The following is a 26,457-nucleotide window of genomic DNA, read 5'->3' as shown; positions in this document are numbered from 1 at the left end:
CCAACTATCGCGGTCCGGCTCACTTCAGCGCACCCTCTTCGGCGCGCGCCGCCCAGGTGGCGAACCGCTCGCCGTCCGCGCGCTGTTCCTGGAAGTTGCGCAGCACCCGCTCGACGTAGTCGGGCAGTTCGTCGGCGGTCACCTTCAGCCCGCGGACCTTGCGGCCGAAGCCCGGCTCCAGGCCCAACGCGCCACCGAGGTGGACCTGGTAGCCCTCGACCTGGTTGCCGTTCTCGTCCAGCACCAACTGGCCCTTGAGGCCGATGTCCGCGACCTGGATGCGGGCGCAGGCGTTGGGGCAGCCGTTGAGGTTGATGGTGATCGGCTCGTGGAAGTCCGGCATCCGGCGCTCCAGTTCGTCGATGAGCCAGGAGCCGCGCCCCTTGGTCTCGACGATCGCCAGCTTGCAGAACTCGATGCCGGTGCAGGCCATGGTGCCGCGCCGGAACGGCGAGGGGGTGACCTGGAAGTCCAGCGCCTCCAGGCCCGCGACCAGCGCATCGACCCGGTCCTCGGCCACGTCGAGGATGATCAGCTTCTGCTCGACGGTGGTGCGCAGGCGGTCCGAGCCGTGCGCGGCGGCGAGTTCGGCGATCTTGGTGAGGGTGGTGCCGTCCACCCGGCCGACGCGCGGGGCGAAGCCCACGTAGAAGCGGCCGTCCTGCTGCCGGTGCACGCCGACGTGGTCGCGCCACTGGGCGACCGGCTGCTCCGGCGCCGGGCCGTCCACCAGCTTCCGCTTGAGGTACTCGTCCTCCAGCACCTGGCGGAACTTCTCGGTGCCCCAGTCGGCCACCAGGAACTTCAACCGGGCGCGGTTGCGCAGCCGGCGGTAGCCGTAGTCACGGAAGATGCCGACCACACCGGCCCAGACGTCGGCGACCTCGGAGAGCGGCACCCAAGTGCCCAGGCGCTGGGCCAACTTGGGGTTGGTGGACAGGCCGCCGCCGACCCACAGGTCGAAGCCCGGGCCGTGCTCGGGGTGGACGACGCCGACGAAGGCGACGTCGTTGATCTCGTGCACCACGTCCTGGAGGGGCGAGCCGGAGACCGCGGTCTTGAACTTCCGCGGCAGGTTGGAGAATTCCTTGCTGCCGATGTAGCGCTCGTGGATCTCGTCCACGGCCGGCGAGCCGTCGATGATCTCGTCCGCCGCGATGCCGGCCACCGGGGAACCGATGATCACGCGCGGGCAGTCGCCGCACGCCTCGGTGGTGGACAGCCCCACCGCCTCCAGCTTCTCCCAGATGGCGGGGACGTCCTCGATGCGGATCCAGTGGAGCTGGATGTTCTGCCGGTCGGTGATGTCCGCGGTGCCGCGGGCGTACTGCTCGGAGACCTCGCCGATGGCGCGCAGTTGGGCGACGGTCAGCCGGCCGCCGTCGATCCGGACCCGCAGCATGAAGAACTCGTCGTCCAGCTCCTCCGGCTCCAGGATCGCGGTCTTTCCGCCGTCGATGCCGGGCTTGCGCTGGGTGTAGAGGCCCCACCAACGCATCCGTCCCCGCAGGTCGTTGGGGTCGATGGAGTCGAAACCGGCCTTGGAGTAGATCGTCTCAATGCGTGTCCGCACATTGAGACCGTCGTCGTCCTTCTTGAACTGCTCATTGCCGTTGAGCGGCGTGAAGTGCCCAGCGGCCCACTGGCCCTCGCCGCGGTGGCGGCCGGCCTTGCGGCGGGTCGTGGCGGTGGGGAGGTCCGGGTTGGCGGCCATGGTTTACGTCCTTCTGGGCGGCTCAAAGGGGCTGCGGACGGCTGCGGCGGACCCCGGGTGACCTGCGCGGACATGCCGAAGGCGGCGCACGGCGGCGCGCTTCGGGGCGGTTTTGCGGGTCGGGGGTGCAGCGCGTCCGCGAGGTGGGGGACGGCGTGCGAGAACGGTGGTGCTGAGTGGTGTCCGGGGCGTGGGCTGCGGTCCCGGCACGCGCGGCCTCAGCCGGTCCGACAAATGGCGCTGGACATGCGGCCGAGGTCGACGTGCCGCCGACTCACCAAGGCAATTCCAGCTTCAGACATGACGGAAGCGTGGCACGCGATTCTTCGGACAGTCCACCGTCATCCAAGATGTGGACTTGTGTGTACCGAATCGCGAGACGGTGTGGCGTTCGTCACGCGGCGGGTGAGCGGCGGCCGGGCGGTCGAGCGTCGCCGGGGAACGGCGAAGGGCCCGCGGAGGGCGGCCTGATGGGGCGCGGGAAGGGGCTTCGGTTCAGCTGGCGGCGGTCGGCACCGGGCCCGCGCCGGGCCACGGCCCAGGCGTCTCGGCGACGGGCCCCTCGCCCACCTCGGTGTCGTACAGCCGGAAGCCGCGCCGCTCGTAGTTGGCCCGCGCGTGCGGCCCGTCGTCGCTGCAGGTGTGGACCCACACCCGCTTGGTCTCCGGCAGTCCTGGCCACCGCCCGGCCAGGTCCCAGGCCCGCGCCGTCCCATGGGTGAGCAACTGCCCGCCGATCCGCCGGCCCCGGAACGCCGACAGCAGCCCGAAGTAGGTGATCTCCACCGCCCCTTCCGGCTGCGCCTGGAGCTCGATGAACCCGGCGGGCGTCCCGCGCTCGTACGCGACCCAGGTCTCGGTCCCCGGCCGCCCGAGGTGCTCGGTCCACCGCGCGTACGACCATCCCAGCCGGTCGGTCCACAGGACGTCCGCGCCGACCGCGGTGTAGAGGAACCGGCTGAATTCGGGCGCAGGCGTCTCGGAGCGGACGATCCGCACCCCCTGCTCCGCCGGCGGCTCGGTCGCGGGCGCGAGATCGGCGGGCGAGGTCTGTTCCAGGTACCAGGTGGTGACGGAGTGGCTCATCCGGCCAGCACATCACAACGGGGGAGAAGCCGGGCGCCGGTCCGGCAGGCGGGACGCTGCCCACCGCCGATGCCCGGCCCGCGGCGGTTGGGGCGCTGCTGCCGGATCCCCACGGAGATCCGGCAGCAGCGCGCTATGCCGTCACGCCCGGCCAGTCGCCCTCCGGCGCGAAGACCGCGTCCGCCAGCCGCCCGACCTGGTCCGGGTCCGGCGACCAGCAGTACAGCATCACCTCGTCCGCCCCGATGGCCAGCAGGCGGGCGACCGCCTCGCGGATCGCCGCCGGGGTGGTGAGCAGGCCGTTCACGACGTGGTCGGTGTGGGGGGAGGTGCCGTAGTACGCGCGCAGTTCGCGCCGGGCGCGGTCCAGCACGGCGTCGGGGCCGAGGGCGACGTTCACCTGGGCCAGCAGCCGGGGGCGGCCGGACCGGCCAGCGCGGGCCCAGGCCGCCTCCACGTCCCGGAACATCGCGTCCATCTGCTGGGACGGCAGGGCCGCCGCGAGGAAGCCGTCGCCCCACCGGGCCACCCGCTCCACCACGGCCGGCACGAACCCGCCGAACAGCACCTCGGGACCGCCGGACCGGGCCGGCGCCGGCCCCACCGGACCGATGTCAGCGGACAGCGGCTCACCGGCCCACAGCCGCCGGAGCGTCGCCATCTGACCGTCCAACCGACGGCCCCGGGTGCGCAGTTCCACCCCCGCGGCCAGGTAGTCGTCGGCGCGCCCGCCGAGGCCGATGCCGAGCGTGAACCGGCCGCCGGACAGCAGGTCCAGCGTGGCGGCCTGCTTGGCGAGCAGCGCGGTGCGGTGCAGCGGGGCCAGCAGCACCTCGCTCTGCAACCGCACCCGGGAGGTCGCGCCGGCCAGCGCGGCCAGGGTGACCAGGGGTTCGGGGTTGGCGTAGACGAGCCGGTCGAGCAGCGCGACGGTGGAGAAGGGGGCGGCGTCGACACGCCGCGCCCAGGTCAGCAGTTGCGCGGGGTCGCCAATGGGAAGGCCGAGACCTACGGACACGGAAGATCCTCCAGAACGGCATGCCGAGGGCATGCGGAAACGCGGATGGTCGTGTCGCCCGCTCGTCTGGCCCGGCGCGCGGTCCCGCGCGCCGGCCGCTCCCGTTCTGCGACGTCCTTCTGGAGAGCTGCGTCAGAGTGCGCCCACCCTAGAGGAGGGGGGTGCGCCCGGGCACCGGGTTTTCCGGCGGCTGCCCGCCGGGCCGCCCGTCCCCCGACCGCCGGGCCGCCAGCACCCCCGGCGCCGTGGAGTGCGGCAGCAGCTCCACCGGCCGGGCCGGCAGCCGCAGTTCCACCTCCACCCCGTCCGCGAAGCGGTACGGCCGATGGGCCAGCACCCCGGCGAGATGGCGCCGCAGCCGGGACAGCTCGGCCCGGACCGTCACCGTCCGCCCGCCGTCGCCGAACACGTCCCGGGCCAGCTCGGCCGCGCTGCGCCCGTGCGGATGGGTGGCCAGCAGGAACAGCAACTCGGCGTGGCGCGGGGTCAGCGCGTGCGACCAACTGCCCGCCGGGCCGGCCACCGTCACCACCGGACCCCCCGATCCGCCGAGGTCCAGCACCACCCGGTGCGGCCCCGGCACCGGCTCCGGGCGGCCGAGCCGGATCAACCAGCCGCCCGGCAGCGGCTCCAGCGTGCACATCCCGTACCGCGGCAGCCAGAGCGGCCCGGCCTCCGGCTCCCTGGGCAGCGCCACCCGGTCCGGCGGGGTCATCCCCGTCACCGCCGCCGTCCAGCCGTGCGGGTCCACCGCCAGTGCCCGCCCGCCGATCCGGGCCAACACCGGGGCCGCGCTGGCCCGCAGGCGGTCCAGGGACGCGTGGTGTCGGGTGCGCAGCTCGCCCTCGGCGAGCCGGGCCACCGCGGAGACCAGCGCCAGCGTCGTCGGATGGAACGAGTGCGCCGGGCCGCTGAGATCGACGGTGCCGAGCAGTCGCCCGTCCCGGGGGTCGCGCAACGGCGCCGCGGCGCACGTCCATTGGTGGTGGCTGCGCAGGAAGTGCTCGGCGGAGTGCACCAGCACCGGGCTGCCGGCCACCAGCGCGGTGCCGATCGCATTGGTGCCGACCATCCCCTCCGTCCAGTCCGCGCCCTTGTCGAAGCCCAGCCGGTCGGCCATCCGCCGGATCGGCGCGCTGCCGTCCCGCCACAGCACCCGGCCCTCGGCGTCGGTGACCACCATGATCTGCTGGGCCGCGTCGGCGGACGGCAGCAGCTCGCCGCCGAGCATCGGCAGCACCGACGCCAGCCGTGACCGCTGCCGCCGGTGCTCCAACTCCGCGACGGACAGCAGGTGTTGGTCCGAGGCCCGCTCCGGGTCCACCCCACCGGCCAACACCCGCTGCCAGGACTCCCCGATCACCGCGCGGGGTGCGTCCCGGGGTGCCTCCGACGCCAACTCGCCGGTCAGCGCCGCCTCGTGGACGCCGGACAGCCGCCGCGCGGTCTCCCGGATGTCCTGGGCCGACCGGACGGCGCTCTCCAACGGTCGCTCGGCCGGCCGGTCACCGGCCCGTCCGCCGGCCCCCTCGATCGGTCTGTCGTTCACACTGCTCTCCGTTGTGCCCATGCGTCCGGCCTGCCCCCGGTCCCGGTCCATCGTGCCGTCAGCAGGCGCCCCGGGAAGGATATTGAGCAGAACAGGTGCAACGGAATGCAACCGTTGTGGCCTATGACGCCCGCAGGGAAGCCTGAACCCCGGCGGTCGATGGCGTTCTTCCCCCGCACCCCAAGGCGCGGGGCCCCCATCGGACGTTCGCCGGCCACCCGACGGAGGACCTCCGATGGATGCCGGGGACGCGATCGACCGCCCACGTCGTCGGCACGGTGTGGGAGGGGGCTCACCATGGTGGCCGCCGCCCCGCGGGTCGTGGTGATCGGCACCGGCGAGGGAGGCCGGAGCGCCCGGGCCGCCCGGCTGGCCGGCCACTACGGCGTGCCCCGGCTGTCCGCGGTCGACGTCCTGATCAGGCGTCAGCCCCTGCCGACCGGTGGCTATGTGATCGACGGTGCGCCGCAACTCCTCGACCGGGTCGCGCGCTTCGGCGGTCCGTTGCCCGTACCGGCCTTCGCCGACCTCGTCGTGCACCTGCGCGAGGCGGGACAGGACGGCGCGGACGACGCCTATCGCGTGATCCGGTACTACGAGGCGCGCGGGGTCCTGGTCGGCTTCCGGCCGGACGTACCGGACGTCGAGATCATCGTGGTCATCGACGCGGCGCTGCGCGGACGCACCGCGCCGCAGCCGCCGCGATGGCCCTGAAGGCCGGGAACGGCGCCGAGTCGGCGCGGCGCCGCTCCCACCCGGCGCGGCGGCGGTTATCCCCTGTCCGGCCCCGACCGGAGCCGGCTTGCTGACGGTTCCGGCCAAGGGTACGGAACCGCCGCCGCGCCTTTAACTCCCCTTTCTGGCAAGCTAGTTGATCCGCGCTACCCGGCCGCCACCGGACGCGCCCGCGCCACCACCGCCGCCAGGTCCAGCGTGTGCGGCAGCGTGCCGAACGCCGCCCCCGCGTCGCCGCCGAGCCGGGCGGCGCAGAACGCGTCGGCCACCTCCGGCGGCGCGAACCGGACCAGCAGCGATCCCTGGAGCACCAGCGCCAGCCGCTCGGCCAGCCGCCGGGCCCGCGCCTCCATGCCCTCCAGGTCCGCGAGCTCGGTCAACAGCCCCTGGATCGCCCGGTCCAGCCGGTGGTCCGCGCCCCGCGCCGCGCCGATCTCCACCAAGTAGGCGTTCAGCGCCGCCGGTTCGCGGCGCAGCGCCCGCAGCACGTCCAGCGCCTGGACGTTGCCGGCGCCCTCCCAGATCGAGTTCAGCGGTGCCTCGCGCAGCAGCCGCGGCAGCCCCGACTCCTCCACATAGCCGTTGCCGCCCAGGCACTCCAGCGCCTCCGCCACCAGTGGCGTGCACCGCTTGGTCACCCAGTACTTGGCCGCCGGCAGCGCCAGCCGCAGGAACGCCCGGTCCCGTCCGGTGCCGCCGTCGTACGCCGCCGCCAGCCGCAGTGCCAGCGTCGTCGCCGCCTCCGACTCCAGCGCCAGGTCGGCCAACACGTTGCGCATCAGCGGCTGTTCGACCAGCCGGCGGCCGAACGCCTCCCGGTACGCGGCGTGGTGCAGCGCCTGCGCCACCGCCTGCCGCATCACCGCCGCCGACGCGGTCACGCAGTCCAGGCGGGTCGCCGCGACCATCTCGATGATCGTCGCCACCCCGCGCCCCTCCTCGCCGACCCGGCGCGCCCAGGTGTTCCCGTCGAACTCCACCTCGGCCGAGGCGTTGGAGCGGTTGCCGAGCTTGTCCTTGAGCCGCTGGAGGCGGAACGCGTTGCGGGTGCCGTCCGGCAGCACCCGCGGCAGCAGGAAGCAGGTCAGTCCCTCGGGTGCCTGGGCCAGCACCAGGAACGCGTCCGACATCGGCGCCGAGCAGAACCACTTGTGGCCGGTCAGCGTGTACTCCCCGGCCGCCGCCAGCGGCCGGGCGACGGTGGTGTTCGCCCGTACGTCGCTGCCGCCCTGCTTCTCCGTCATCGCCATCCCGGCCAGCGCCCCCGCCTTTCGCGCGAGCGGCCGCAGTTCCGGCTCGTACACCCGGGAGGTCAGCAGCGGCTGCCACACCGCGGCGAGTTCCGGTTCGGCCCGCAGCGCCGGCACCGCGGCATGGGTCATCGACAACGGGCAGCCGTGCCCCGCCTCCACCTGGGTCCACACCAGGAAGCCCGCGGCGCGCCGGACGTGCCCGTGCGGGCGGGACCAGGCGTCGGTCAGCCCGGCCGTCACCGCGTGGCCGAGCAGCCGGTGCCAGGCCGGGTGGAACTCCACCTCGTCGATGCGGTGGCCGTACCGGTCGTGGGTGCGCAACACCGGCGGGTGCGCATTGGCCTGTTCGCCCCAGCGCTGCGCCTGGGCCGAGCCGGCCGCCTGCCCCAGCCGGCCGAGTTCCTCCCGCACGCCGTCGAGGTGCTCCCCGGCGACGTACCGGGCGACCCCCTCGGTGAGCGCCGGATCGGCGCCGAAGACGTCGTACCCGGTCAGCGGCGGGGGCTGGTTCGTCACGGTATGAGTGGTAGCTGCCATGCCCGATACGGTAAGGAGGTGCCGCCGCCGAACGAACCGAACGAACCGCAGGGATCGCCCCGCGGGCCCCTCACCCGCGCCCGCGCCCTGTACCGCAACGTCTCCACCCGCCGGCTCGTCTGGCTGTTGCTCAAGGACATCGTCGGCAGTTGCATGCGCTACCGCGTCACCGGTCTGGCCGCCGAGGCCGCCTTCTGGTGCCTGCTCTCGCTGCCCCCGTTGATCCTGGGCCTGGTCGGCGTCCTCGGCTACACCGAACCGTGGATCGGCCACGCCACCCTCGACAGCTTCCGCACGCACCTGCTGCGGGCCGCCGGCACCGTGCTCTCCCACCGCGGCGTCGACGAGATCGCCCGCCCGCTGCTCAACGACGTCTTCACCGCCCGCCGCCCCGACGTCATCTCCCTGGGCTTCGCCATCGCCCTGTGGTCCGGCTCCCGCGCGCTCAACGTCTTCGTCGACACCATCACGATCATGTACGGGCTCGACGGCCGCCGCGGCATCGTCAAGACCCGGCTGCTGGCCTTCGTGCTCTACCTCGCCGCGCTGGTGGCCGGGGCGATCGCGCTGCCGCTGATGGTCGCCGGCCCCGATGTCGTCGTCGGCTGGCTGCCCGCCAGCGGGGACGCCATCCGCATCCTGTACTGGCCGGTCGTGGTGGTCCTCTCCATCAGCTTCCTCACCACCCTCTACCACCTCTCGGTGCCGGTCCGTTCGCCCTGGCGCGAGGACATCCCGGGCGCCGTCGTCGCCCTGGCGATGTGGCTGCTGGGCAGCTTCCTGCTCCGGCTCTACCTGACCGCGACCGTCGAGGGCCCCACGATCTACGGCTCGTTGGCCGCCCCGGTCGCGGTCCTGCTGTGGATCGGCGTCTCCGCCTTCGCGGTGCTGGTCGGCGCCGCCATGAACGCCGCCCTGGACCGGGTGTGGCCGTCGGTCGCCACCGCCGCGGCCCGCGCGGAGCGCGAACGGCGCCGCGCCGCCGGCCCTGACCCATCGGAGACGCCCTAGGACACCGGGGAGTTCAGGGCACCGGCAGCGGCAGATAGCGCCCGGCCACCCGCACCTCGTCCTCGATCGCGGCGGCGCATGCGCGAAGGGCCGGCAGCACGGCGGCCGCGGTGGCCTCCGGCGGCCGGCCGGCCGCGTGGCTGGCCACGCCCACCGCGGCGAGCACGCGACCGGCGCGGTCGTGCACCGGGACCGCCAACGAGCGCAGCCCGGCCTCCAGTTCGTCGTCGACCAGGGCGTGACCCTCGGCGCGGACCCGGTCCAGCAGGGCGGGCAGCCCGGCCCGTTCGGCGGCCGCGGCGCCGCCCAGGCGGGCGGTCCGCTCGGCCGCCGACAGTCCGGCCAGCAGGACCCGGCCCGGGGCGGTGGCGTGCGCCGGTACCCGGGCGCCCGGGGTGATGGTCACGCGCATGATGCGCCCGGCCGGCACTCCGGCGACGTACCGGACGGCGTCGCCGTCGGCGGTCAGCACCGCCAACGAGGCCGAGTCCCCGACCCGCTCGGCCAGCGCGGCCAGTTGGGGCCGGGCCAGCTCCGACAGGGTCAGCCCGGAGAGCTGCGCGAAGCCGAGGTCCAGCACTTTGGGGGTGGGGCGGAAGTGCCCGTCGCCGGAGGCCGTGTAGCCCAGGTGCGTAAGGGTGATCAGGGCCCGCCGGGCGGTGGCGCGGGGGAGCCCGGTGGCCCCGGCGACGGCGGAGAGCGTCAACTCCTCCCGACCCGGGCCGAACGCGGTGAGCACGGCCAGCCCGCGGGCCACCGACGCGACGAACCCGGGGCCCAGGTGCCGCTTCGCGGCCAGGTGCCGGTCGGCCGGGTGGTCGGCGCCCCCGGTCGCCGGGGCGGGCGGTGCGCACAGCGCGTCCTCCATGGCGACGACCGTGCCGCGGAGCCGGGGGAGGACCGCGTCCGGCAGCGCGACCGGGGCGTGCCGGCTGGTGTGGCTGACCACGCTCACCGCGCAGACCGCCGCACCGGCCGGTCCCCGCACCGGCATCGCCACCGCGATCAGGCCCGGTTCGATGAGCTGGTCGTCCACGGACCAGTTGGTCTCCCGCGCCGCGGCCACCCGCGCGGTGAAGTCCGCCGCTATCCGCCGGGCGCCGGCCGGGGCGGCCTCGTCCCGGCCCCGCCGTGGTACCGCGGGGAATCCGGCGTCGGCCGGGTCCGCGGCCCGCCGCGCCCGCCAGCGGCGCCACTGCGCCGCGCCCCAGTCCGCCGCGAACAGGGCGCCCGGCGCGCCCCGTTCGGCCGGCAGCAGATCGCCGATGCGGAACGCCAGCGACATCGCGCGGCGGCGGGTCGCCTGGTGGACGAAGCGCACCCCGTCGCCGTCGGGGACGGCCAGCGACACCGATTCGTCCAGCGCGTCGGCGAGCCGGTCGGCCAGCGGACCGAGCCGGTCGGGCAGGCCGGTGGCGGCCAGGTAGGCGTTGCCCAGCTCCAACAGCCCCGGGGCGAGCACCGCGTCGCGGCCCTCGGAGCGGACATGCCCGAGGGCGGCGAGGGTGCTCAGCACGCGGTCAACGGTGGCGCGCGCCAGGCCGGTGACGTGGACCAGATCGCTCACCGCCGCCCGTCCGCCGGCCGCGGTCAGCGCGCGCAGCACGGTCAGCGCGCGGATCAGCGGCGCCACCGCCTCCGGCGGCGGCGACGGGGCGGGCGGTGCGGTGCGGACGGACGGTGGCAAGAGACCTCCACGGTGCGGCGATGCGGTCCACGGCAGTGCGGAACCGTACCGGGCGGACCGTTGACACGTCCCCGGGCCGGGGTCAGACTCGGGACGATCGCCGTGCGAACTTCGGTTCACCAGGCGAACGACCTTCTCACAGAAGGGAGTTGGAAGGGAATCGGTCCGCCGACACGGCCGGAGAGCCACCGGCGGCCGACCGGTCCGTACCCGTCCACCGCAGGAAAGGGCACCATGACCGCACCGCCCCCCTCCGCCCCGCCGTTCCCCACCCCGGCCCCCGAGCCGTACCGCGGAGCCCCCGAGCGCCACCCCCGGCGGCCCCGCCATCCCCTCGCCGCCGCCACCGACCCCGAGGCGGTCGAGCTGACCGCCCCCGTCTTCGGCCCCGCGGACGTCGACGCCCTGGACGCCGACCTCACCCGACAGCACTCCGGCGCCCCGCTCGGCGAGCGCGTCACCGTCGCCGGCCGCGTCCTGGACCGCGCCGGCCGCCCCGTCCGCGGCCAACTCGTCGAGATCTGGCAGGCCAACGCCTCCGGCCGGTACGCCCACCGAGGAGACCGACACCCGGCGCCGCTGGACCCCAACTTCACCGGCGTCGGCCGCTGCCTCACCGACGACCACGGCCGCTACGCCTTCACCACCGTCAAACCCGGCGCCTACCCCCTCCCCGACCAGAGCGCCTGGCGCGCCGCCCACCTCCACTTCTCCCTCTTCGGCACCGCCTTCACCCAGCGGCTGATCACCCAGATGTACTTCCCCGGCGACCCGCTCCTCCCGTACGACCAGGTCCTCGCCGCGGTCCCGGACGCCGCCGACCGCCACCGCCTGATCGCCGCCTACGACCACCAACGGTCCGTCCCGGGCGGCGCGTTGGCCTACCGCTGGGACGTCGTCCTGGACGGCCCCGCCGCCACCCAGACCGAGGGGAGCCGCTGATGCCGGCCGCCGCCGGCCACCGCGGGCCGCTCGCCCCCACGCCCGCCCAGACCATCGGCCCCTTCTTCGGCCACGCCCTGCCCTTCCCTGGCGGCGCCCGGATCGCGCCCGACGGCCACCCCGACACCCTCACCGTGCACGGCCACGTCCGCGACGGCACGGGCGCACCGGTCGCCGACGCCCTGCTGGAGTTCTGGCAACCCGGCCCCGACGGCCGCCCGCCCCGCGAGCCCGGCTCACTGCGCCGCGACGGCACGCGCTTCACCGGCTTCGGCCGGGTCCCCACCGACGCCGACGGGCACTACGCGCTCCACACCCGGCGTCCGGCCGCGCCCGCCGGCCGCCCGGACGCCGCCCCCCACCTCGCGGTCATCGTCCACGCCCGCGGCCTGCTCCACCACCTGTTCACCCGCGCCTACTTCCCCGAGCACACCGCGGCCCACGCCGCCGACCCGCTGCTCTCGACGCTGCCCCCGAAACGCGCCGCCACCCTGCTGGCCCGCCCCGACGGCCCCGCCCGCTACCGCTTCGACGTACAACTCCAACAGCCCCCGAACGGCACCCCCGAGGAGACCGTGTTCCTCGCCTTCCGCTGACCCCCCACCCGGGACGCGCCGACCCGACCGCGGCCCTGCGAGAGGCCAAGACCCCGATGCGGTACAACCTCGGTACGACCACCCCGGCCACCCCCACCCACCGAAATCCCATCCAGCTAACGGGAGGTGACGGGCGTTCGGGTCCGGTGTCCCGGACGTGGAGCGAAGCAGCCCGGGACACCGGACCCGAACACCCGTCACCGCACCCGACGCCCCGCGCAGCGGACAACGCGCCGCAGGCGCAACCGGCACCCCCCTCGGCGGGAAAGCCGACAACGTGGGAGGCCGGAACGAACCGCAGGAGCCCGCATGACGCCCGCCGCCCCCGCACTGCACCACGCCACCGACGGCCCGCCCGGCGCCCCGCCGCTGATCCTCGGCCCCTCCGTCGGCACCTCGCTCGCCCTCTGGGAGCCCCAACTCCCGGCCCTGGCCCGCCGGTTCCACGTCGTCCGCTGGGACCTCCCGGGCCACGGCGGCACCCCCACCGACGTCCTGGCCACCCCCGGCACCACCACCATCCCCGAACTCGCCGGCCTGGTCCTGCAACTCGCCGACTCCCTCGGCCTGGACGCCTTCGCCTACGCCGGGGTCTCGCTCGGCGGCGCGGTCGGCGCCTGGCTCGCCGCCCACCACCCCACCCGGATCAGCTCGCTCGCCCTGATCTGCTCCTCCGCCCGGTTCGGCGAACCGGCCGGCTGGCGGGAACGGGCCGCCCTGGTCCGCGCCAAGGGCCTGGACCAGGTCGCCGACGGCGCGGCCGGCCGCTGGTTCACCCCCGCCTTCGCCACGACATCGGAGGCCACCGCCCTCGTCACCGCCCTCCGCCAGGACGTCTCGCCCGAGGGCTACGCGGCCTGTTGCGACGCCCTCGCCGCCTACGACCTGCGCTCCACCCTGCCGCGGATCACCGCCCCCACCCTCGTCCTGGCCGGCCGCGCCGACCCGGCCACCCCGCCCGCGCACGCCCGCGAACTCACCGACGGCATCCGGGACGCCAGCCTCGTCGAACTGTCCGGCGCCGCCCACCTCGCCGGCGTCGAACGCCCCGCGGAGGTCCTCGCCGCCCTGCTCGCCCACCTCGCCCCGCTGCACGCCCAGCCCGCCCCAGGAACGGACTACTGATGCCCGGCACCGCCACCGCACCGGACGAGACCACCGTCGGCATCATCGGCGGCGGCCCCGCCGGGCTGCTGCTCGCCCGGCTGCTGCACCGCGCCGGCGTCGACTGCGTGGTCCTGGAGGGCCGGGACCGCGCCTACGTCGAGCAGCGGCAGCGCGCCGGCATCCTCGAACAGGGCACCACCGACGTCCTGCGGGCCTGCGGGGCGGGGGAGCGGCTGGACCGTGAGGGACTGGTCCACGACGGCATCGAGCTGCGCTACGACCGGCGCGCGCACCGCCTGGACTTCCCGACGCTCACCGACGGCCGCCGGGTCACCGTCTACGCCCAGACCGAGGTCGTCAAGGACCTGATAGCGCTCCAACTCCGAGGCGGCCCGCCGCTGCTGTTCGAGGCCCGGGCGCGGGCGGTGACCGGCGCCGACACCGACCGGCCCCGCATCCACTACACCCACGACGGCCGCGCACGCACCCTCACCTGCCGCTACGTCGCGGGCTGCGACGGCTTCCACGGCGTCGCCCGAGAGGCGATCCCCACGTCCGCCCGCCGGACCTACACCCGCAGCTACCCCTACTCCTGGCTCGGCGTCCTCGCCGACGTCCCGCCGTCCCAGGACGAGTTGGTCTACGCCCACTCGCCCCGCGGCTTCGCCCTGCTCAGCATGCGCACCCCGACGGTGAGCCGGCTCTACCTCCAAGTCCCCAACGGCACCGACCCGGACGACTGGCCCGACGACCGGATCTGGGACGAACTGGCGGCCCGCACCGCCGTCGACACCGTCCCCTGGAAACTGGCCCGCGGCCCGCTCACCGCCAAGGCGGTCCTCCCGCTGCGCAGCGCGGTGACCGAACCGATGCGCTGGGGCCGGGTGTTGCTGGCCGGCGACGCCGCCCACATCGTCCCGCCCACCGGGGCCAAGGGTCTCAACCTCGCCGTGGCCGACGTCACCGTCCTGGCCCGCGCCCTGACGCAGTGGCACCGCACCGGCTCGACGGAACCGCTCGACGCCTACTCCGCGACCTGCCTGCGCCGGGTGTGGCGCGCCGAGCACTTCTCGCACTTCATGACCACGACCCTGCACACCGCCCCGGACCAGAGCGACTTCGACACCCGGCTCCAGCTCTCCCAGCTCGACCGGATCGCCGGCTCCTGGCACGCCGCCGCCGAACTCGCCGAGAACTACACCGGGCTGCCGCTGCCCTGACCGCCGCCGGGGCCCGGCCGGTCCGGGTCCCGGTGCCCCACCCGGTACCGCACCAGCAGCATCGCCGCGTCGTCGTGCAGCGGCCCCTCCGCGTGGTCGACGACGTCCTCCCGGACCGCCTGCAACGCCGCCTCCGGGTCGGGGTCCTTCAGCAGCGTCGCCCGCTCGTCGAGCGGATAGAACCAGCCCGCCGAGTCGCGCGCCTCGGTGACCCCGTCGGTGTAGAAGAGCAGTTGGTCGCCGGGGGCGAACGGCACCCGGTACGGGACCGGCGCGTCCGGCCGGTGTTCCAACAGGCCCAGCGGCAGCGCCCGTTCCGGCGGCGCCGCGTAGCCGACCGTGCCGGACGGGCGGACGACCAGGGGGGCGGGGTGGCCGAAGTTCAGCAGCGTGGCGTCGCCGCCGCGGCCGATCTCGGCGAGCACCGCGGTCACGAACCGCTCCCCGGACAGATGGCGGTTGAGCGCCCGCTCGACCCGGGCGCCGACCGCCGACAGGTCCGCCTCGTCGTGCGCCGCCTCCCGGAACGCGCCGAGCACCACCGCGGCGCTCTCCACCGCCTCCAGGCCCTTGCCCTGCACGTCCCCGACGATGATCCGCACCCCGGCCGGCGAGGTCACCACCTCGTAGAGGTCGCCGCCGATCCGGGCCTCGGCCACCGCCGAGGTGTACGAGACCGCGATCCGCAGCGGACCGGCGCTGCGCGGCACCGGCCGCAGCAGCACCCGCTGGGCGACCTCGGCGATCGACCGCACGTTGGCCAGTTCGGCCTCCCGGCGCTGCCGCATCACCGCGGCCACCACGCCGGCCGCGGTCACGCCCGCAACCGACACCAGCGCGGTCAGCCCGCGCCGGCTCTCGAACAGCCCGCTGTGGATGCCCAGTCCCACGCAGAGCACGGCCGCGGTCAGCCCGATCAGCGCCGTCCGGCGCCAGCCGCCGACCAGACCGGCGAACGCCGGCCCCAGCGACACCAGGGGCAGGAAGCCGACGGCCGGGCCCGCGGTGATGTCCACCGCGCTGACCGCGGCCATGACCAGGTACGGAAGCGCGGAGAGCACACGGGAGCGGGGGCGCGGCTCCCCCTTCTGCACGGTCAAGGTCCACTCCGGCGTCTTCCAGGCTCAGGGGAGGCCAGCCGGGCGGTCCCTGAGAGGCGATCGGTCGCGAGGCCCCGGCCGCCGGCCGTTTCGCGTGTCCGAAACCGACCGCCGGGCCCCCGACCTGAGCATATGCAACGTTTGCCGGGCTGAATGACGGAGTGTGGGCCTCCGTTACCGAATCGCAGCGGGTCCGGGCGCCCCGATGCGGGCAGGTCAGGCCAGGTAGGTCCGGGCGTTCTTGACCCGGCCGGGCCGCAGGATCCGGATCGGTCCGCGGTTGCAGCCCGGGCAGTCCGCGCGGGTCAGCGGAGAGGGCACCCGACGGCCGTGGTTGAAGTAGTCGGCGCGCCGACGGCCCGCGAGATCGGTGGTGTGCCGGATCTCGTACTCCTCCTCCCACCCGTGCCCGCAGTGCAGACACACGAACGAGTACGCCTCGTGAATCGTCTCGGTGTCCCTTTCCATGGCCACCACGCCCTCTCCCCGGGACCGTCGCCGTCCGCGGCGGCGCCGGACGGATCCATGCCGCACCCCCCATTATCGCTCCACCCCGGGCGAAGGCGGCGGCCCGGAAGCCGCTCAGCAAGAGGCCCCGTCCGCCCCCCCCGGCCCGTCGGACCGGCCCTAGCCGCGCGCCTCCGCCAGCGCCGCGTACGCCGCCTCCACCAGCGACCGGCTGCGCAGGTCCTCGCCGCTGGTGCCGCCCCCGAAGCGGTTCATGACGTAGGCGTACGCCAGCCCGTTCTCCGGGTCCGCGAAGGCGTACGAGCCGCCCGCGCCGCCGTGCCCGAACGCCCCCGGGTTGGGGCCCGCCTGCCCCCGCTCGTTGAGCATGTAGCCCAGCCCCCAGCGGAACGCGTCGGCGGTGCCGTCCGGGGTGAGCCCGCCGAGCGTGAGGTCCGGCTCGTCCGGCCGGCTCTGCGGGCTGCGCATCGCCTCCAGGGCGGCGGGCCGCACCAGTTCGCCGCCGACCAGCGCCCCGTAGACGGCGGCCAGGCCGCGGGCCGAGGCGTGCGCGTTGCCGGACGGGATCTCCGCCGCGCGGTAGGCGGCGCTGTTGACGTCGCCGGTGGGGATGTACGTCAGGGCCAGTGCGACACCGGCCCGCGGGTGGTCGGCGAGCCCGCCGACCGGCGGCGTCGGCAGGTCCGGGAAGCGCTCGCGGAGCAGGTCGGTGGTGAGCTGCCCGATCATGTCGGCGCACCGCCGCTGCTCGTCGGGCGGCGTGCCGATGAACACGTCGGCGTCGAGCGGCCTGGTGACCTCCGCGCGCAGGAACGTGCCCAGCGACTGCCCGGTGATCCGCCGGACCACCTCGCCCACCAGATACCCGAACGTCACCGCGTGGTAGCCCTGCTTGGTCCCCGGCTCCCACCAGGGCGGGGTGGCCGCCAGGGCGTCGCAGACGTACTCCCAGTCGTAGGCCCGGCCCGCGGCCAGCGGCTCGCGGGGCGCCAGCAGTCCGGCGCGGTGGCTGAGCAGCCAGCGCACCGGTATGGCCTCCTTGCCGGCCCGGGCGAATTCCGGCCAATAGCGCGCGACCGGCGCGTCCAGGTCCAACTCGCCCCGGTCCACCAGGAGATGGGCGCACAGCGCGGCCATCCCCTTGGACGTGGAGTAGACGTTGACCAGGGTGTCCCGCTCCCACGGCCGGCTCCCGGCCGCGTCCGCGTGCCCGCCCCACAGGTCCACCACCGGCGCCCCGTCCACCAGCACAGCGACCGCCGCTCCGACCTCCCCGTGGTCGCGGAAGTTCCGCTCGAAGGCGGCCCGCACCTCCTCGTACCCCGGTGCGCAGTGCCCGTTGACGGTGACAGCTTCCACGGTGCTCTCCTCGCGTCGTCGCGGTGCGGATCGGATGCCGCGCCCCACCGGCCCGGCGCCCACGCGGGGACGCGAGTACGCACGACCGTGGAGCACCTACGGATGATCCGCCCGGTCGATGCCTGTGGCAACCATGCGTGCCCGGCCAGAAGCGTTCCCGCCCGACCGGCCCAGCGCCGTGCCCATGGATCATGGAGACCATGACCGACGCACAGATACGCCCCGTCCAGGCACTCCTCGTCGTCGACGTGCAGAGCGCGTTCGTCTCCGGCGGCGAAGCGGTGCCCGACGCGGCCCGGGTCCTCGACCGCACCCGCGACCTGCTCGCCCGGGCCCGGGCCGCCGGCGCCCTCGTCGTCCACCTCCAGAACGACGGCGAGCCGGGCACCGTCGACGAGCCGGGCACCGCCGGCTGGGAGCTCCATCTGCCCGTCACGCCCGGCACCCGCGAGCACGTGGTCCGCAAGACCGAGGACGACGGCTTCGCCGACACCCCGCTCGACGCCCTACTCGACGACGCGGGCGTGACGGAGCTGACGGTGTGCGGGGTGCTCTCCGAGATGTGCGTCGCGGCCACCGCCCGGGCCGCCCTGGACCGCGGCCACCGCGTCGTCCTGCCGCACGACGCGCACGCCACCTACGACATCCCCGCGGCGCCCGGCATCAGCGACACCGTCCCGCACGCGATGTCCTCCCGGGCCGCCGAGTGGGCCCTCGGCGACGAGGTCGAGATCGTCCCGCACGCCGCCGCCGTCCCCTTCACCGCCCCGACGGGAGCGGTGAACCAGGCGGAGTGAACTAGGCGCGATACGGGGCGACTTGTGGCTCAGTCCCGCTCGCGCGCCGCGTTCTCCAACGCCGTGACGTACCCGGCCAGGGCGTGGTCGCGGATGCCGTCCGAGGTGGGGGCCAGCAGCTCGGCGGTCAGGCCCCGGCCGCGGTCCAGTGCGCCGCCGAGCAGCGGCATGGTGTTGTGCACCGCGCCCCGGGGGTCGATGTAGCGCAGCGCGGAGACATGGCGGAAGGCCGGCTCGGCCGGGAGCTGGGGGAGCAGGTCGTGGTGGTTCACGAAGCGGTACATCCGGTCCGCGAAGGCGGCGTTGAACTCCCCGGCCAGGCCCGGGTCGCAGGTGCGGGGCTGGCCGAAGGTGTAGACGCCGTCGGCGGTCAGGCGGGGGTCCTCGAAGTGCAGCCGGGCGCCGGCCAGCATCGCCAGCGCCCCGCCCAGGCCGTGCCCGGTGAAGTAGACCGCCTGGTCGGCGTCCCGGAGCTCCTTGACCGCGGTGAGGATCTGCGGCCAGACCGACTCCAGGGCCTCGGCGAAGCCGTGGTGGACGTACCCCCGGCCGCCGGGGCCCGGCCAGGGCGGGGTGGCGGCTTCCGACAGCCAGCCCCGCAGCCCGGCGGGATCGGCGCCGCGGAACGCGGTGACGAGCGCATGCCGCCCGCCGAGGGTGTACGCCCGGGCCTCCGCGAGGGGGAACGGCGGGCAGAACGCGGTGTGGAGGTGGCGCACCCGGTCGAAACCCCATTCCCGGGCGGTGGTCTCGATCGTCTTCTCGTCCTGGTGCGCGAGCGCGGCGGCGCGCACCATGCGCAGCGCCTGGCGGAGGCTGTAGCCGGTGGCCTGCTGGTCGACGAGGGGACTGGTCAACGGGTCTCCTGGGGATGCGGGCGGCAGGGACGACAGGACGATTACGGAGAGCACGCCCTGACTACACAACGTAACTCCGGGCTGGTGTGGCGGGTCGGTGCGCCCGTTTAAACCACTCCTTCGAGCCTCGGGTCGCCGGCTCCGGGACGCCGGGCGAGCCTGGAAGCGTCCGGCACCCCGAGGGAAGGGCCCACAGTGAACAGCGCGGAACAGGCGTCACACGCGGAACACGTAGCGGCCGAGGTCGTCGTGGAGGTCGAGGGCTGCAGCACCGAGGACGCGCACGCCGTCTTCGGCGTCCTGCGCACCGCCTTCCACTCCGACCGCGCCGCGGACGACGTCCCCACCGAAGTGGCCGGGCCGGGCGCGACGGTGTGGACCTCCACCGTCGACGTCAGCGAGCGCGGCGACACCCCCGAGCCGCGCCGGCTGTCCGCCCCCGTCACCGTCTCCCTCCAAGGCGGCTACTGGGCCGTGGACCAGCTCTGCGCCGGACTGAAGTCCGCCTTCACCGTCGACGTCCTCGGCATGGCCGCCGGCGACCAGGAGAAGGAGGTCGAACTGCGGCTGGCCACGCTGCCGCAGACCGTCACCAAGGGCGCCCCCTGATGCCGCCCGATGAGCCCGGGGACGACGCCGGCGGCCCCCGCCCGGTCAACGGCCGCCGCTCCGAACTCAGCCTCACCGTCAACGGCACCCCGCACACCGTGATCCTGGACCACCGCACCACCGTCCTGGACCTGCTCCGCGAGCACCTCGGCCTCACCGGCGCCAAGAAGGGCTGCGACCACGGGCAGTGCGGCGCCTGCACCGTCCTGGTCGACGGCCGGCGCGCCAACAGTTGCCTGCTGCTGGCCGTGGCGCACGACGGCCGCCGGATCACCACCATCGAGGGCCTCGCCGACGGCGACCGCCTGCACCCCCTCCAGGAAGCCTTCCTGGACCGCGACGCCCTCCAGTGCGGCTACTGCACCCCCGGCCAGATCTGCTCGGCGCTCGGCGTCCTGGCCGAGGCGGCCGCCGGCTTCCCCTCCCACGTCACCCCGCACACCGCGCGCTCCGGGGCGCCGGTCGCGCTCACCGCCGACGAGATCCGCGAGCGGATGAGCGGCAACCTGTGCCGCTGCGGCGCCTACCCCCGGATCGTCGAGGCGGTCGCCGACGCGGCCGGAGTGCCGGACGTACGCGCGGAGGTGGGCGGCGCATGAGGCCGTTCGGCTACCTCCGGGTCGACAGCGTCGACGAGGCGGTGCGGGCCGCCGCCGGGCAGCCCGGCGCCCAGTTCCTGGCCGGCGGCACCAACCTCGTCGACCTGATGAAGCTCGGCGTCGAGGCGCCGCGCACCCTCATCGACGTCAGCCGGCTCCCGTTGGACCGCATCGAGGAACTCCCGGACGGCGGGCTGCGCATCGGCGCCACCGTCCGCAACGCCGACCTCGCCGCGGCCCCCGCGGTCCGCGACCGCTACCCGGTGCTGTCCCAGGCCCTGTTGGCCGGCGCCTCCGGGCAACTGCGCAACACCGCCACCACCGGCGGCAACCTCCTCCAGCGCACCCGCTGCACCTACTTCCAGGACACCGCCAAACCGTGCAACAAGCGGCAGCCCGGCTCCGGTTGCCCGGCCATCGAGGGCGCCCACCGCGACCTCGCCGTCCTCGGCCACTCCGCGCACTGCGTCGCCACCCAGCCCTCCGACATGGCCGTCGCCCTCGCCGCCCTGGACGCCACCGTGCACCTGCGCGGCCCCGAGGGCGAACGCGCCGTCCCCGCCGCCGAGTTCCACCGGTTGCCCGGCGACACCCCCGAACGGGACACCGAGATCCGGCTCGGCGAACTGCTCACCGCCGTCGAACTGCCGCCGGCCCGCCCCGGCGCGCACTCCCGCTACCGCAAGGCCCGCGACCGCGCCTCGTTCGCCTTCGCGCTGGCCTCCGTCGCCGCCGTCCTGGCCGTCCGCGACGGCACCGTCGAGCACGCCGCGCTCGCCTTCGGCGGGTTGGCCCACCGCCCCTGGCGGGCCCGCGCCGCCGAGGCTGTGCTGCGCGGCGCGCCCGCCACCGAGGAGACCTTCGCCCGCGCCGCCGACGCCGAACTCGCCGCCGCCGCACCGCTGCGCGACAACGGCTTCAAGGTCCCGCTGGCCCGTGCCCTCGCCGTCGGCGTCCTGGTCGACCTCGCCGCCCGCGGCTGACCCCGCCCACCCCGACCCCAAGGACCCGCGCCATGCGCCACGAAACCCCGGAGCCGTTGACACCGCCTCTCCCGCTGGGCGCCCCCCTGGTCCGCCGCGAGGGCCGCGAGAAGGTCACCGGCACCGCCCGCTACGCCGCCGAACACACCCCGCCCGGCTGCGCCTACGCCTGGCCGGTCCCGGCCACCATCGCCCGCGGCCGGATCACCGCCGTGGACACCCGCGACGCGCTGGCCCTGCCCGGCGTCCTCGCCGTCCTCACCCACGAGAACGCGCCCCGCCTCGGCGCCACCGACGACGCGACCCTCGCGCTCCTCCAGGAGGACCGCGTCCCGCACCGCGGTTGGTACGTCGCGCTCGCCGTCGCCGACACCCTGGAGACCGCCCGGGACGCCGCCGAGGCCGTCCGCATCAGCTACGCCGCCGACGACCACGACGTGCTGCTCACCGCCGACCACCCCGGGCTGTACGTACCGGACGAGGTCTTCGGCGGCCCCGGGGCCCGCGAACGCGGCGACTTCGACGCGGCGTTCGCCGCCGCACCGACCACCGTCGACGTCACCTACACCATGTCCCCGCTGCACAACCACCCCATGGAGCCGCACGCCGCCACCGCCCAGTGGACCGACGGCCACCTCACCGTCCACGACGCGAGCCAGGGCGCCACCAGGGTGTGCGAGGACCTGGCCGCCCTGTTCAAGCTCGGCACCGACGACATCACCGTGGTCTCCGAGCACGTCGGCGGCGGCTTCGGCTCCAAGGGGACGCCCCGCCCGCAGGTCGTGCTCGCCGCGATGGCCGCCCGGTACACCGGCCGCCCCGTCAAACTCGCCCTGCCGCGCCGGCAGTTGGCCGCCGTCGTCGGCCACCGCACGCCCACCATCCAACGGGTGCGGCTCGGCGCCGGCCCCGACGGCGTGCTCACCGCCCTGGGCCACGAGAGCCTCTCGCACACCTCCACCCTCGCCGAGTTCGTCGAACAGGCCGCGATCCCGGCCCGCATCATGTACACCTCGCCCAACAGCAGCACCGTGCACCGGGTCGTCGCCCTCGACGTCCCCACCCCCTCCTGGATGCGCGCCCCCGGCGAGGCCCCCGGCATGTACGCGCTGGAGTCCGCGCTCGACGAACTCGCCGTCGCCCTCGGCCTGGACCCCGTCGAACTGCGGGTCCGCAACGACACCGACACCGAGCCGGACACCGGCCGCCCGTTCAGCAGCCGGCACCTCGTCGAGTGCCTGCGCCGGGGCGCGGAACGCTTCGGCTGGGGGACCCGCGACCCGCGCCCCGCCGTCCGCCGCGAGGGCGACCTGCTGCTCGGCACCGGCGTCGCCTCGGCCACCTACCCCACCTTCGTCAGCGCCAGCACCGCCCAGGCGCACGCCGCCCCCGACGGCGGCTACCGGATCCGGGTCAATGCCACCGACATCGGCACCGGCGCCCGCACCGTCCTGACCCAGATCGCGGCCGCCGCGCTCGGCGCCCCCGAGGACCGCGTCCACGTCGACATCGGCAGCAGCGACCTGCCGCCCGCCGTGCTCGCCGGCGGCTCCATGGGCACCGCCTCCTGGGGCTGGGCCGTCCACAAGGCGTGCACCGCACTGCTGGACCGGCTCCGCGACCACGAGGGGCCGCTCCCCGCCGAGGGCCTCACGGTCACCCGGGACACCCGCGAGGAGACCGCCGAGCCCTCCCCCTACGCCCAACACGCCTTCGGCGCCGTCTTCGCCGAGGTCCAGGTCGACACCCGCACCGGCGAGGTCCGGACCCGCCGACTGCTCGGCCAGTACGCGGCCGGACGGATCCTCAACTCCCGTACGGCACGCTCCCAGTTCATCGGCGGCATGACCATGGGCCTGGGCATGGCCCTCACCGAGGGAAGCGAGATCGACCCCGCATTTGGCGACTTCACCGCCTGCGACCTGGCGACGTACCACGTCCCGGCGTGCGCCGACGTCCCGGCCATCGAGGCGTACTGGCTCGACGAGGAGGATCCCCACCTCAACCCCATGGGCAGCAAGGGCATCGGGGAGATCGGCATCGTCGGCACCGCTGCGGCGCTCGGCAACGCGGTCTGGCACGCCACCGGCGTCCGGCTGCGGGAGCTGCCGCTGACCCCCGACAAGATCCTGACGGCACTGGCGTAGCCGCTCACCTGAGAGCAGGTCACCTCAAACGGATGGCTCCCTGTTGCGGGCCGGTAACCCCGGGGTCAGCATGGCATTCCAGCCATTCGTGACGGAAGCTCACTCTTCGTGTTCGGGGTTCGTTGGTGCAACGAGGTGAAGGGCGTGAGCCTCGCGGTGAGGAGCCTCGACATGACACCACCACACCGGCACTACACGGTCGAACTGCCCGCCTCGGCGGAGCGGGTTCCCCAGATCCGGCGGATCGTCGCCGCCCATCTGCGCCACTGGCGCCTTGAGTTGGAGATCCCGCCGATGTGCGAGGGGGTGGCCGAGCTCCTGACCAACGTCCATCGCCACATCGGCCCCGACGCCCGCTGCGTGCTCGAACTCCGGTGGAGCGGCAGCCATCTGACCGCCTCGGTCGCCGACGGGGGCCCCCGGCTGCCGCGACTGGAGGGCGCGACCGGCGGCGGGCTCGCCAGGATCGCGGCGCTCAGCGACAGTTGGGGCACCTGCGCCACCCCGGACGGCAAGGTCATCTGGTTCACCCGCCGCGTCGAGGCGGCCCGCGCCGCGTCGGTGACCCCGCCGGTGCCGCCGCGCGGCGTGCCGGACGCGGTGGGGCCCGCGCCCGTCGCCGAACCGCCCGTCGCCCCGGGACCGTCCCCGTCGGAGGCGTCGCTGGTCTAGCCACCCGTTCCGGTGGCGCCGCCGAGCCGGCGCCACCGAGCGGCCCCGCGCGGCCGGCGGGCCACGGCACAACTGCCGTGGCCCGCCGGCCGTTCGCCGTGCCGGGGCCGCGCATGGCCTGGGAGTTCGCCCGCCGTACGGTGAAGTGTCACGGCCGGGACACTTCCTCTTCCCCGACCCCCGTTCCTCTTGGAACACTCTGCCCGCAACACCGTCCGCACCCGTTCCCCCCCGATCCCCCCACCTACGAGGTCCCCAGACACATGGCTGACATCAACCGCCGGCGCTTCCTCCAGATAGCCGGCGCCACCGCCGGTGCCACCGCGCTGTCCAACAGCATCGCCCGCGCCGCGGCCATCCCCGCCCGGCGCAGCGCCGGTTCCATCAAGGACGTCGAGCACATCGTCGTCCTGATGCAGGAGAACCGCTCCTTCGACCACTACTTCGGCTCGCTCAAGGGCGTCCGCGGCTTCGGCGACCCGCGCCCGGTGACGCTCCCCAGCGGCAAGCCCGTGTGGCACCAGTCCGACGGCACCAAGGACCTGCTGCCCTACCACCCGGACGCCAAGGACCTCGGCATGCAGTTCATCGAGGGCCTCAACCACGACTGGCACGGCGGTCACCAGGCGTGGAACAACGGCAAGTACGACCAGTGGGTCCCCGCCAAGGGCACCGGCACCATGGCGTACCTGACGCGCAAGGACATCCCGTTCCACTACGCGCTCGCCGACGCCTTCACCATCTGCGACGCCTACCACTGCTCGCTGATGAGCTCCACCGACCCCAACCGCTACTACATGTGGACCGGTTACGTTGGCAACGACGGCACCGGCGGCGGCCCGGTCGTCGGCAACGAGGAGGCCGGCTACGGCTGGACCACCTACCCCGAGCGCCTGGAGAAGGCCGGCGTCTCCTGGAAGATCTACCAGGACATCGGCGACGGCCTGGACGCGGCCGGCAAGTGGGGCTGGATCGACGACGCCTACCGCGGCACCTACGGCGACAACTCCCTGTTGTTCTTCAACCAGTACCGTAACGCCGCGCCCGGCACCCCGCTCTACGACAAGGCCCGCACCGGCACCAACGCCAAGCAGGGCGACGGCTACTTCGACCAGCTCAAGGCCGACGTCAAGGCCGGCAAGCTGCCGCAGATCTCCTGGATCGCGGCCCCCGAAGCCTTCTCCGAGCACCCCAACTGGCCCGCCAACTACGGCGCCTGGTACGTCTCCCAGGTCCTGGACGCGCTGACCTCCAACCCCGAGGTGTGGAGCAAGACGGCGCTGTTCCTCACCTACGACGAGAACGACGGTTACTTCGACCACGTCGTCCCGCCGTTCCCGCCCGCCTCCGCCAACCAGGGCAAGTCCACCGTCGACACCGCCCTGGAGCACTTCGGCGGCAACGCCACGTACGCCGCCGGCCCCTACGGCCTGGGCCAGCGCGTCCCGATGCTGGTGATCTCCCCCTGGAGCACCGGCGGTTACGTCTGCTCCGAGGTCTTCGACCACACCTCCGTCATCCGGTTCATGGAGAGCCGCTTCGGCGTCCACGAGCCCAACATCTCGCCCTGGCGCCGCGCCGTCTGCGGCGACCTCACCTCCGCCTTCGACTTCTCCCTGGAGAACACCAAGCCGGCCCCGCTCCCGGACACCAAGGGCTTCCAGCCGCCGGACCACAAGCGGCACGACAGCTACGTCCCCACGCCGCCCGCCAAGCCCGTCCTGCCCACCCAGGAGCCGGGCTCCCGGCCCAGCCGTCCGCTGCCGTACGTCCCGCTGACCGACGGCAAGGCGGATGTCGCCGGCGGCCGTTACACCCTCACCCTCAGCGGTGGCGGCGCCGCCGGCGCCTGCTTCCTGGTCACCTCCGGCAACCGTACCGACGGCCCCTGGACGTACACCACCGAGGCCGGCAAGACGCTCTCCGACACCTGGAACACCGCCTACTCCCAGGGCAGTTACGACCTGACGGTGCACGGCCCCAACGGCTTCCTGCGCACCTTCAAGGGCCCCGGCAAGAAGGCCACCCCCGAGGTGACCGCCCGGCACGACGCGGCCTCCGGGCGCATCGAGCTCTCGCTCGGCAACCCGGGCACCGTCCCCTGCCACCTCACCCTCGTCAACGCCTACGGCGGCGCCAAGCAGACGGTCCGGGTGGACCCCGGCGGTACCGTCACCCGGCGCGTCGACCTCACCGCCAGCAAGCGCTGGTACGACCTGACGATCACCGCCGACACCGACGCCGGCTTCCTGCGCCGCCTCGCCGGCCACGTCGAGACCGGCAAGCCCGGCGTCAGCGACCCGGCGCTCCGCACCGGTTGACCCTCCCCGGCCGGGAGGCGCCCGCCCGCCTCCCGGCCACCCGGCCGCGCCGATGTCGCCTTGCCTTGGAGCGCGCTCCACCTCCTAGGG

At 74.6% G+C, this 26,457-nt stretch carries 24 protein-coding genes; 13 read left to right on the top strand and 11 right to left on the bottom strand.

Features of this window, described 5'->3' with window-relative positions:
* Nucleotides 1-19: 19 nt before the first annotated feature.
* From PV796_RS10485 to PV796_RS10470, 5 genes are all read right to left on the bottom strand, one after another.
* On the bottom strand, nucleotides 20-1,714 hold the full coding sequence (locus PV796_RS10485; protein WP_274912679.1) for a nitrite/sulfite reductase: 1,695 nt from the start codon (nucleotides 1,712-1,714) through the stop codon (nucleotides 20-22).
* Nucleotides 1,715-1,932: 218 nt separating this feature from the next.
* Nucleotides 1,933-2,016, bottom strand: coding sequence for a putative leader peptide (locus PV796_RS42360; protein WP_376568833.1), 84 nt, complete (start codon nucleotides 2,014-2,016; stop codon nucleotides 1,933-1,935).
* Nucleotides 2,017-2,209: 193 nt separating this feature from the next.
* Nucleotides 2,210-2,800 (bottom strand): GNAT family N-acetyltransferase, encoded by a 591-nt coding sequence (locus tag PV796_RS10480; protein ID WP_274912678.1) that lies wholly within the window; start codon nucleotides 2,798-2,800, stop codon nucleotides 2,210-2,212.
* 133 nt (nucleotides 2,801-2,933) lie between these two features.
* A complete protein-coding gene (locus PV796_RS10475) occupies nucleotides 2,934-3,818 on the bottom strand; it encodes an LLM class flavin-dependent oxidoreductase (protein WP_274912677.1) in 885 nt (294 codons plus the stop codon).
* 148 nt (nucleotides 3,819-3,966) lie between these two features.
* The gene (locus tag PV796_RS10470; RefSeq protein WP_274912676.1) at nucleotides 3,967-5,367 is read right to left on the bottom strand and encodes a helix-turn-helix domain-containing protein; all 1,401 of its coding nucleotides are present in this window, start codon (nucleotides 5,365-5,367) and stop codon (nucleotides 3,967-3,969) included.
* Between the two features lie 297 nt (nucleotides 5,368-5,664).
* On the opposite strand from PV796_RS10470, the gene PV796_RS10465 reads away from it, so the two are divergent.
* Nucleotides 5,665-6,081 (top strand): hypothetical protein, encoded by a 417-nt coding sequence (locus PV796_RS10465; RefSeq protein ID WP_274912675.1) that lies wholly within the window; start codon nucleotides 5,665-5,667, stop codon nucleotides 6,079-6,081.
* Between the two features lie 167 nt (nucleotides 6,082-6,248).
* On the opposite strand, the gene PV796_RS10460 is transcribed toward PV796_RS10465, so the two are convergent.
* Nucleotides 6,249-7,892, bottom strand: a complete 1,644-nt coding sequence (locus PV796_RS10460; protein ID WP_274912674.1) for an acyl-CoA dehydrogenase family protein — start codon at nucleotides 7,890-7,892, stop codon at nucleotides 6,249-6,251.
* Between the two features lie 18 nt (nucleotides 7,893-7,910).
* On the opposite strand from PV796_RS10460, the gene PV796_RS10455 reads away from it, so the two are divergent.
* A complete protein-coding gene (locus PV796_RS10455) occupies nucleotides 7,911-8,903 on the top strand; it encodes a YihY/virulence factor BrkB family protein (RefSeq protein ID WP_274912673.1) in 993 nt (330 codons plus the stop codon).
* Nucleotides 8,904-8,916: 13 nt separating this feature from the next.
* Here the strand turns inward: PV796_RS10455 and PV796_RS10450 are convergent, their stop codons facing one another.
* Nucleotides 8,917-10,590: an IclR family transcriptional regulator domain-containing protein gene (locus PV796_RS10450; RefSeq protein WP_274912672.1), complete on the bottom strand. Its 1,674-nt coding sequence runs from the start codon at nucleotides 10,588-10,590 to the stop codon at nucleotides 8,917-8,919.
* A gap of 234 nt (nucleotides 10,591-10,824) precedes the next feature.
* Between PV796_RS10450 and pcaH the strand changes: the two genes are divergently transcribed.
* From pcaH to PV796_RS10430, 4 genes are all read left to right on the top strand, one after another.
* Complete coding sequence (pcaH, locus tag PV796_RS10445) at nucleotides 10,825-11,532, top strand: protocatechuate 3,4-dioxygenase subunit beta (protein WP_274912671.1); 708 nt, start codon at nucleotides 10,825-10,827, stop codon at nucleotides 11,530-11,532.
* Entirely contained in the window at nucleotides 11,532-12,128 is a 597-nt protein-coding gene (gene pcaG / locus PV796_RS10440) for a protocatechuate 3,4-dioxygenase subunit alpha (RefSeq protein ID WP_274912670.1), read from the top strand. The genes pcaH and pcaG overlap by 1 nt, the downstream gene beginning before the upstream one ends.
* A gap of 309 nt (nucleotides 12,129-12,437) precedes the next feature.
* Entirely contained in the window at nucleotides 12,438-13,253 is an 816-nt protein-coding gene (pcaD, locus tag PV796_RS10435; RefSeq protein WP_274912669.1) for a 3-oxoadipate enol-lactonase, read from the top strand.
* Complete coding sequence (locus PV796_RS10430) at nucleotides 13,253-14,455, top strand: 4-hydroxybenzoate 3-monooxygenase (RefSeq protein ID WP_274912668.1); 1,203 nt, start codon at nucleotides 13,253-13,255, stop codon at nucleotides 14,453-14,455. The genes pcaD and PV796_RS10430 overlap by 1 nt, the downstream gene beginning before the upstream one ends.
* Here PV796_RS10430 and PV796_RS10425 read toward each other — a convergent pair.
* The 3 genes from PV796_RS10425 to PV796_RS10415 all read right to left on the bottom strand — a co-directional run bounded on the left by PV796_RS10425 (nucleotide 14,431) and on the right by PV796_RS10415 (nucleotide 17,382).
* Nucleotides 14,431-15,489 carry a PP2C family protein-serine/threonine phosphatase gene (locus PV796_RS10425; protein ID WP_274918962.1) on the bottom strand — a complete coding sequence of 353 codons (1,059 nt, stop codon included), beginning with the start codon at nucleotides 15,487-15,489 and terminating at the stop codon, nucleotides 14,431-14,433. The two genes, PV796_RS10430 and PV796_RS10425, sit on opposite strands and share 25 nt — an antisense overlap.
* A 282-nt stretch (nucleotides 15,490-15,771) precedes the next feature.
* On the bottom strand, nucleotides 15,772-16,023 hold the full coding sequence (locus PV796_RS10420; protein ID WP_274918961.1) for a hypothetical protein: 252 nt from the start codon (nucleotides 16,021-16,023) through the stop codon (nucleotides 15,772-15,774).
* A 159-nt stretch (nucleotides 16,024-16,182) separates the two neighbouring features.
* Nucleotides 16,183-17,382 (bottom strand): serine hydrolase domain-containing protein, encoded by a 1,200-nt coding sequence (locus tag PV796_RS10415; RefSeq protein WP_274912667.1) that lies wholly within the window; start codon nucleotides 17,380-17,382, stop codon nucleotides 16,183-16,185.
* Between the two features lie 200 nt (nucleotides 17,383-17,582).
* Between PV796_RS10415 and PV796_RS10410 the strand changes: the two genes are divergently transcribed.
* Nucleotides 17,583-18,179 carry an isochorismatase family protein gene (locus PV796_RS10410; RefSeq protein ID WP_274912666.1) on the top strand — a complete coding sequence of 199 codons (597 nt, stop codon included), beginning with the start codon at nucleotides 17,583-17,585 and terminating at the stop codon, nucleotides 18,177-18,179.
* A 29-nt stretch (nucleotides 18,180-18,208) separates the two neighbouring features.
* On the opposite strand, the gene PV796_RS10405 is transcribed toward PV796_RS10410, so the two are convergent.
* Complete coding sequence (locus tag PV796_RS10405) at nucleotides 18,209-19,036, bottom strand: lipase family protein (protein ID WP_274912665.1); 828 nt, start codon at nucleotides 19,034-19,036, stop codon at nucleotides 18,209-18,211.
* 195 nt (nucleotides 19,037-19,231) lie between these two features.
* Between PV796_RS10405 and PV796_RS10400 the strand changes: the two genes are divergently transcribed.
* From PV796_RS10400 to PV796_RS10375, 6 genes are all read left to right on the top strand, one after another.
* Entirely contained in the window at nucleotides 19,232-19,645 is a 414-nt protein-coding gene (locus PV796_RS10400; RefSeq protein WP_274912664.1) for a hypothetical protein, read from the top strand.
* Entirely contained in the window at nucleotides 19,645-20,244 is a 600-nt protein-coding gene (locus PV796_RS10395) for a 2Fe-2S iron-sulfur cluster-binding protein (RefSeq protein ID WP_274912663.1), read from the top strand. The genes PV796_RS10400 and PV796_RS10395 overlap by 1 nt, the downstream gene beginning before the upstream one ends.
* On the top strand, nucleotides 20,241-21,227 hold the full coding sequence (locus tag PV796_RS10390; RefSeq protein ID WP_274912662.1) for an FAD binding domain-containing protein: 987 nt from the start codon (nucleotides 20,241-20,243) through the stop codon (nucleotides 21,225-21,227). Before PV796_RS10395 ends, PV796_RS10390 begins: the two co-directional genes overlap by 4 nt.
* 32 nt (nucleotides 21,228-21,259) lie before the next feature.
* Entirely contained in the window at nucleotides 21,260-23,374 is a 2,115-nt protein-coding gene (locus PV796_RS10385; RefSeq protein WP_274912661.1) for a xanthine dehydrogenase family protein molybdopterin-binding subunit, read from the top strand.
* 171 nt (nucleotides 23,375-23,545) lie between these two features.
* Nucleotides 23,546-24,046 carry an ATP-binding protein gene (locus PV796_RS10380; RefSeq protein WP_274912660.1) on the top strand — a complete coding sequence of 167 codons (501 nt, stop codon included), beginning with the start codon at nucleotides 23,546-23,548 and terminating at the stop codon, nucleotides 24,044-24,046.
* Nucleotides 24,047-24,309: 263 nt separating this feature from the next.
* Complete coding sequence (locus tag PV796_RS10375) at nucleotides 24,310-26,367, top strand: phosphocholine-specific phospholipase C (protein WP_274912659.1); 2,058 nt, start codon at nucleotides 24,310-24,312, stop codon at nucleotides 26,365-26,367.
* The last annotated feature ends 90 nt before the right edge of the window (nucleotides 26,368-26,457 follow it).

Origin of the sequence: Streptomyces sp. WZ-12, assembly GCF_028898845.1 — a bacterium.
GTDB lineage: Bacteria > Actinomycetota > Actinomycetes > Streptomycetales > Streptomycetaceae > Streptomyces.
Note: the sequence above shows the minus strand (reverse complement) of the source record. Positions and strands in the feature narration are given on the sequence as shown.

Coding starts and splice junctions, on each gene's coding strand:
- PV796_RS10410 (WP_274912666.1), top strand. CDS start 17,583: ATGACCGACGCACAGATACGCCCCGTCCAGGCACTCCTCGTCGTCGAC.
- PV796_RS10390 (WP_274912662.1), top strand. CDS start 20,241: ATGAGGCCGTTCGGCTACCTCCGGGTCGACAGCGTCGACGAGGCGGTG.
- PV796_RS42360 (WP_376568833.1), bottom strand. CDS start 2,016: ATGTCTGAAGCTGGAATTGCCTTGGTGAGTCGGCGGCACGTCGACCTC.
- PV796_RS10380 (WP_274912660.1), top strand. CDS start 23,546: ATGACACCACCACACCGGCACTACACGGTCGAACTGCCCGCCTCGGCG.
- PV796_RS10465 (WP_274912675.1), top strand. CDS start 5,665: ATGGTGGCCGCCGCCCCGCGGGTCGTGGTGATCGGCACCGGCGAGGGA.
- PV796_RS10460 (WP_274912674.1), bottom strand. CDS start 7,892: ATGGCAGCTACCACTCATACCGTGACGAACCAGCCCCCGCCGCTGACC.
- pcaG (WP_274912670.1), top strand. CDS start 11,532: ATGCCGGCCGCCGCCGGCCACCGCGGGCCGCTCGCCCCCACGCCCGCC.
- PV796_RS10480 (WP_274912678.1), bottom strand. CDS start 2,800: ATGAGCCACTCCGTCACCACCTGGTACCTGGAACAGACCTCGCCCGCC.
- PV796_RS10430 (WP_274912668.1), top strand. CDS start 13,253: ATGCCCGGCACCGCCACCGCACCGGACGAGACCACCGTCGGCATCATC.
- PV796_RS10485 (WP_274912679.1), bottom strand. CDS start 1,714: ATGGCCGCCAACCCGGACCTCCCCACCGCCACGACCCGCCGCAAGGCC.
- PV796_RS10385 (WP_274912661.1), top strand. CDS start 21,260: ATGCGCCACGAAACCCCGGAGCCGTTGACACCGCCTCTCCCGCTGGGC.
- pcaD (WP_274912669.1), top strand. CDS start 12,438: ATGACGCCCGCCGCCCCCGCACTGCACCACGCCACCGACGGCCCGCCC.
- pcaH (WP_274912671.1), top strand. CDS start 10,825: ATGACCGCACCGCCCCCCTCCGCCCCGCCGTTCCCCACCCCGGCCCCC.
- PV796_RS10425 (WP_274918962.1), bottom strand. CDS start 15,489: ATGGCCGCGGTCAGCGCGGTGGACATCACCGCGGGCCCGGCCGTCGGC.
- PV796_RS10420 (WP_274918961.1), bottom strand. CDS start 16,023: ATGGAAAGGGACACCGAGACGATTCACGAGGCGTACTCGTTCGTGTGT.
- PV796_RS10375 (WP_274912659.1), top strand. CDS start 24,310: ATGGCTGACATCAACCGCCGGCGCTTCCTCCAGATAGCCGGCGCCACC.
- PV796_RS10395 (WP_274912663.1), top strand. CDS start 19,645: ATGCCGCCCGATGAGCCCGGGGACGACGCCGGCGGCCCCCGCCCGGTC.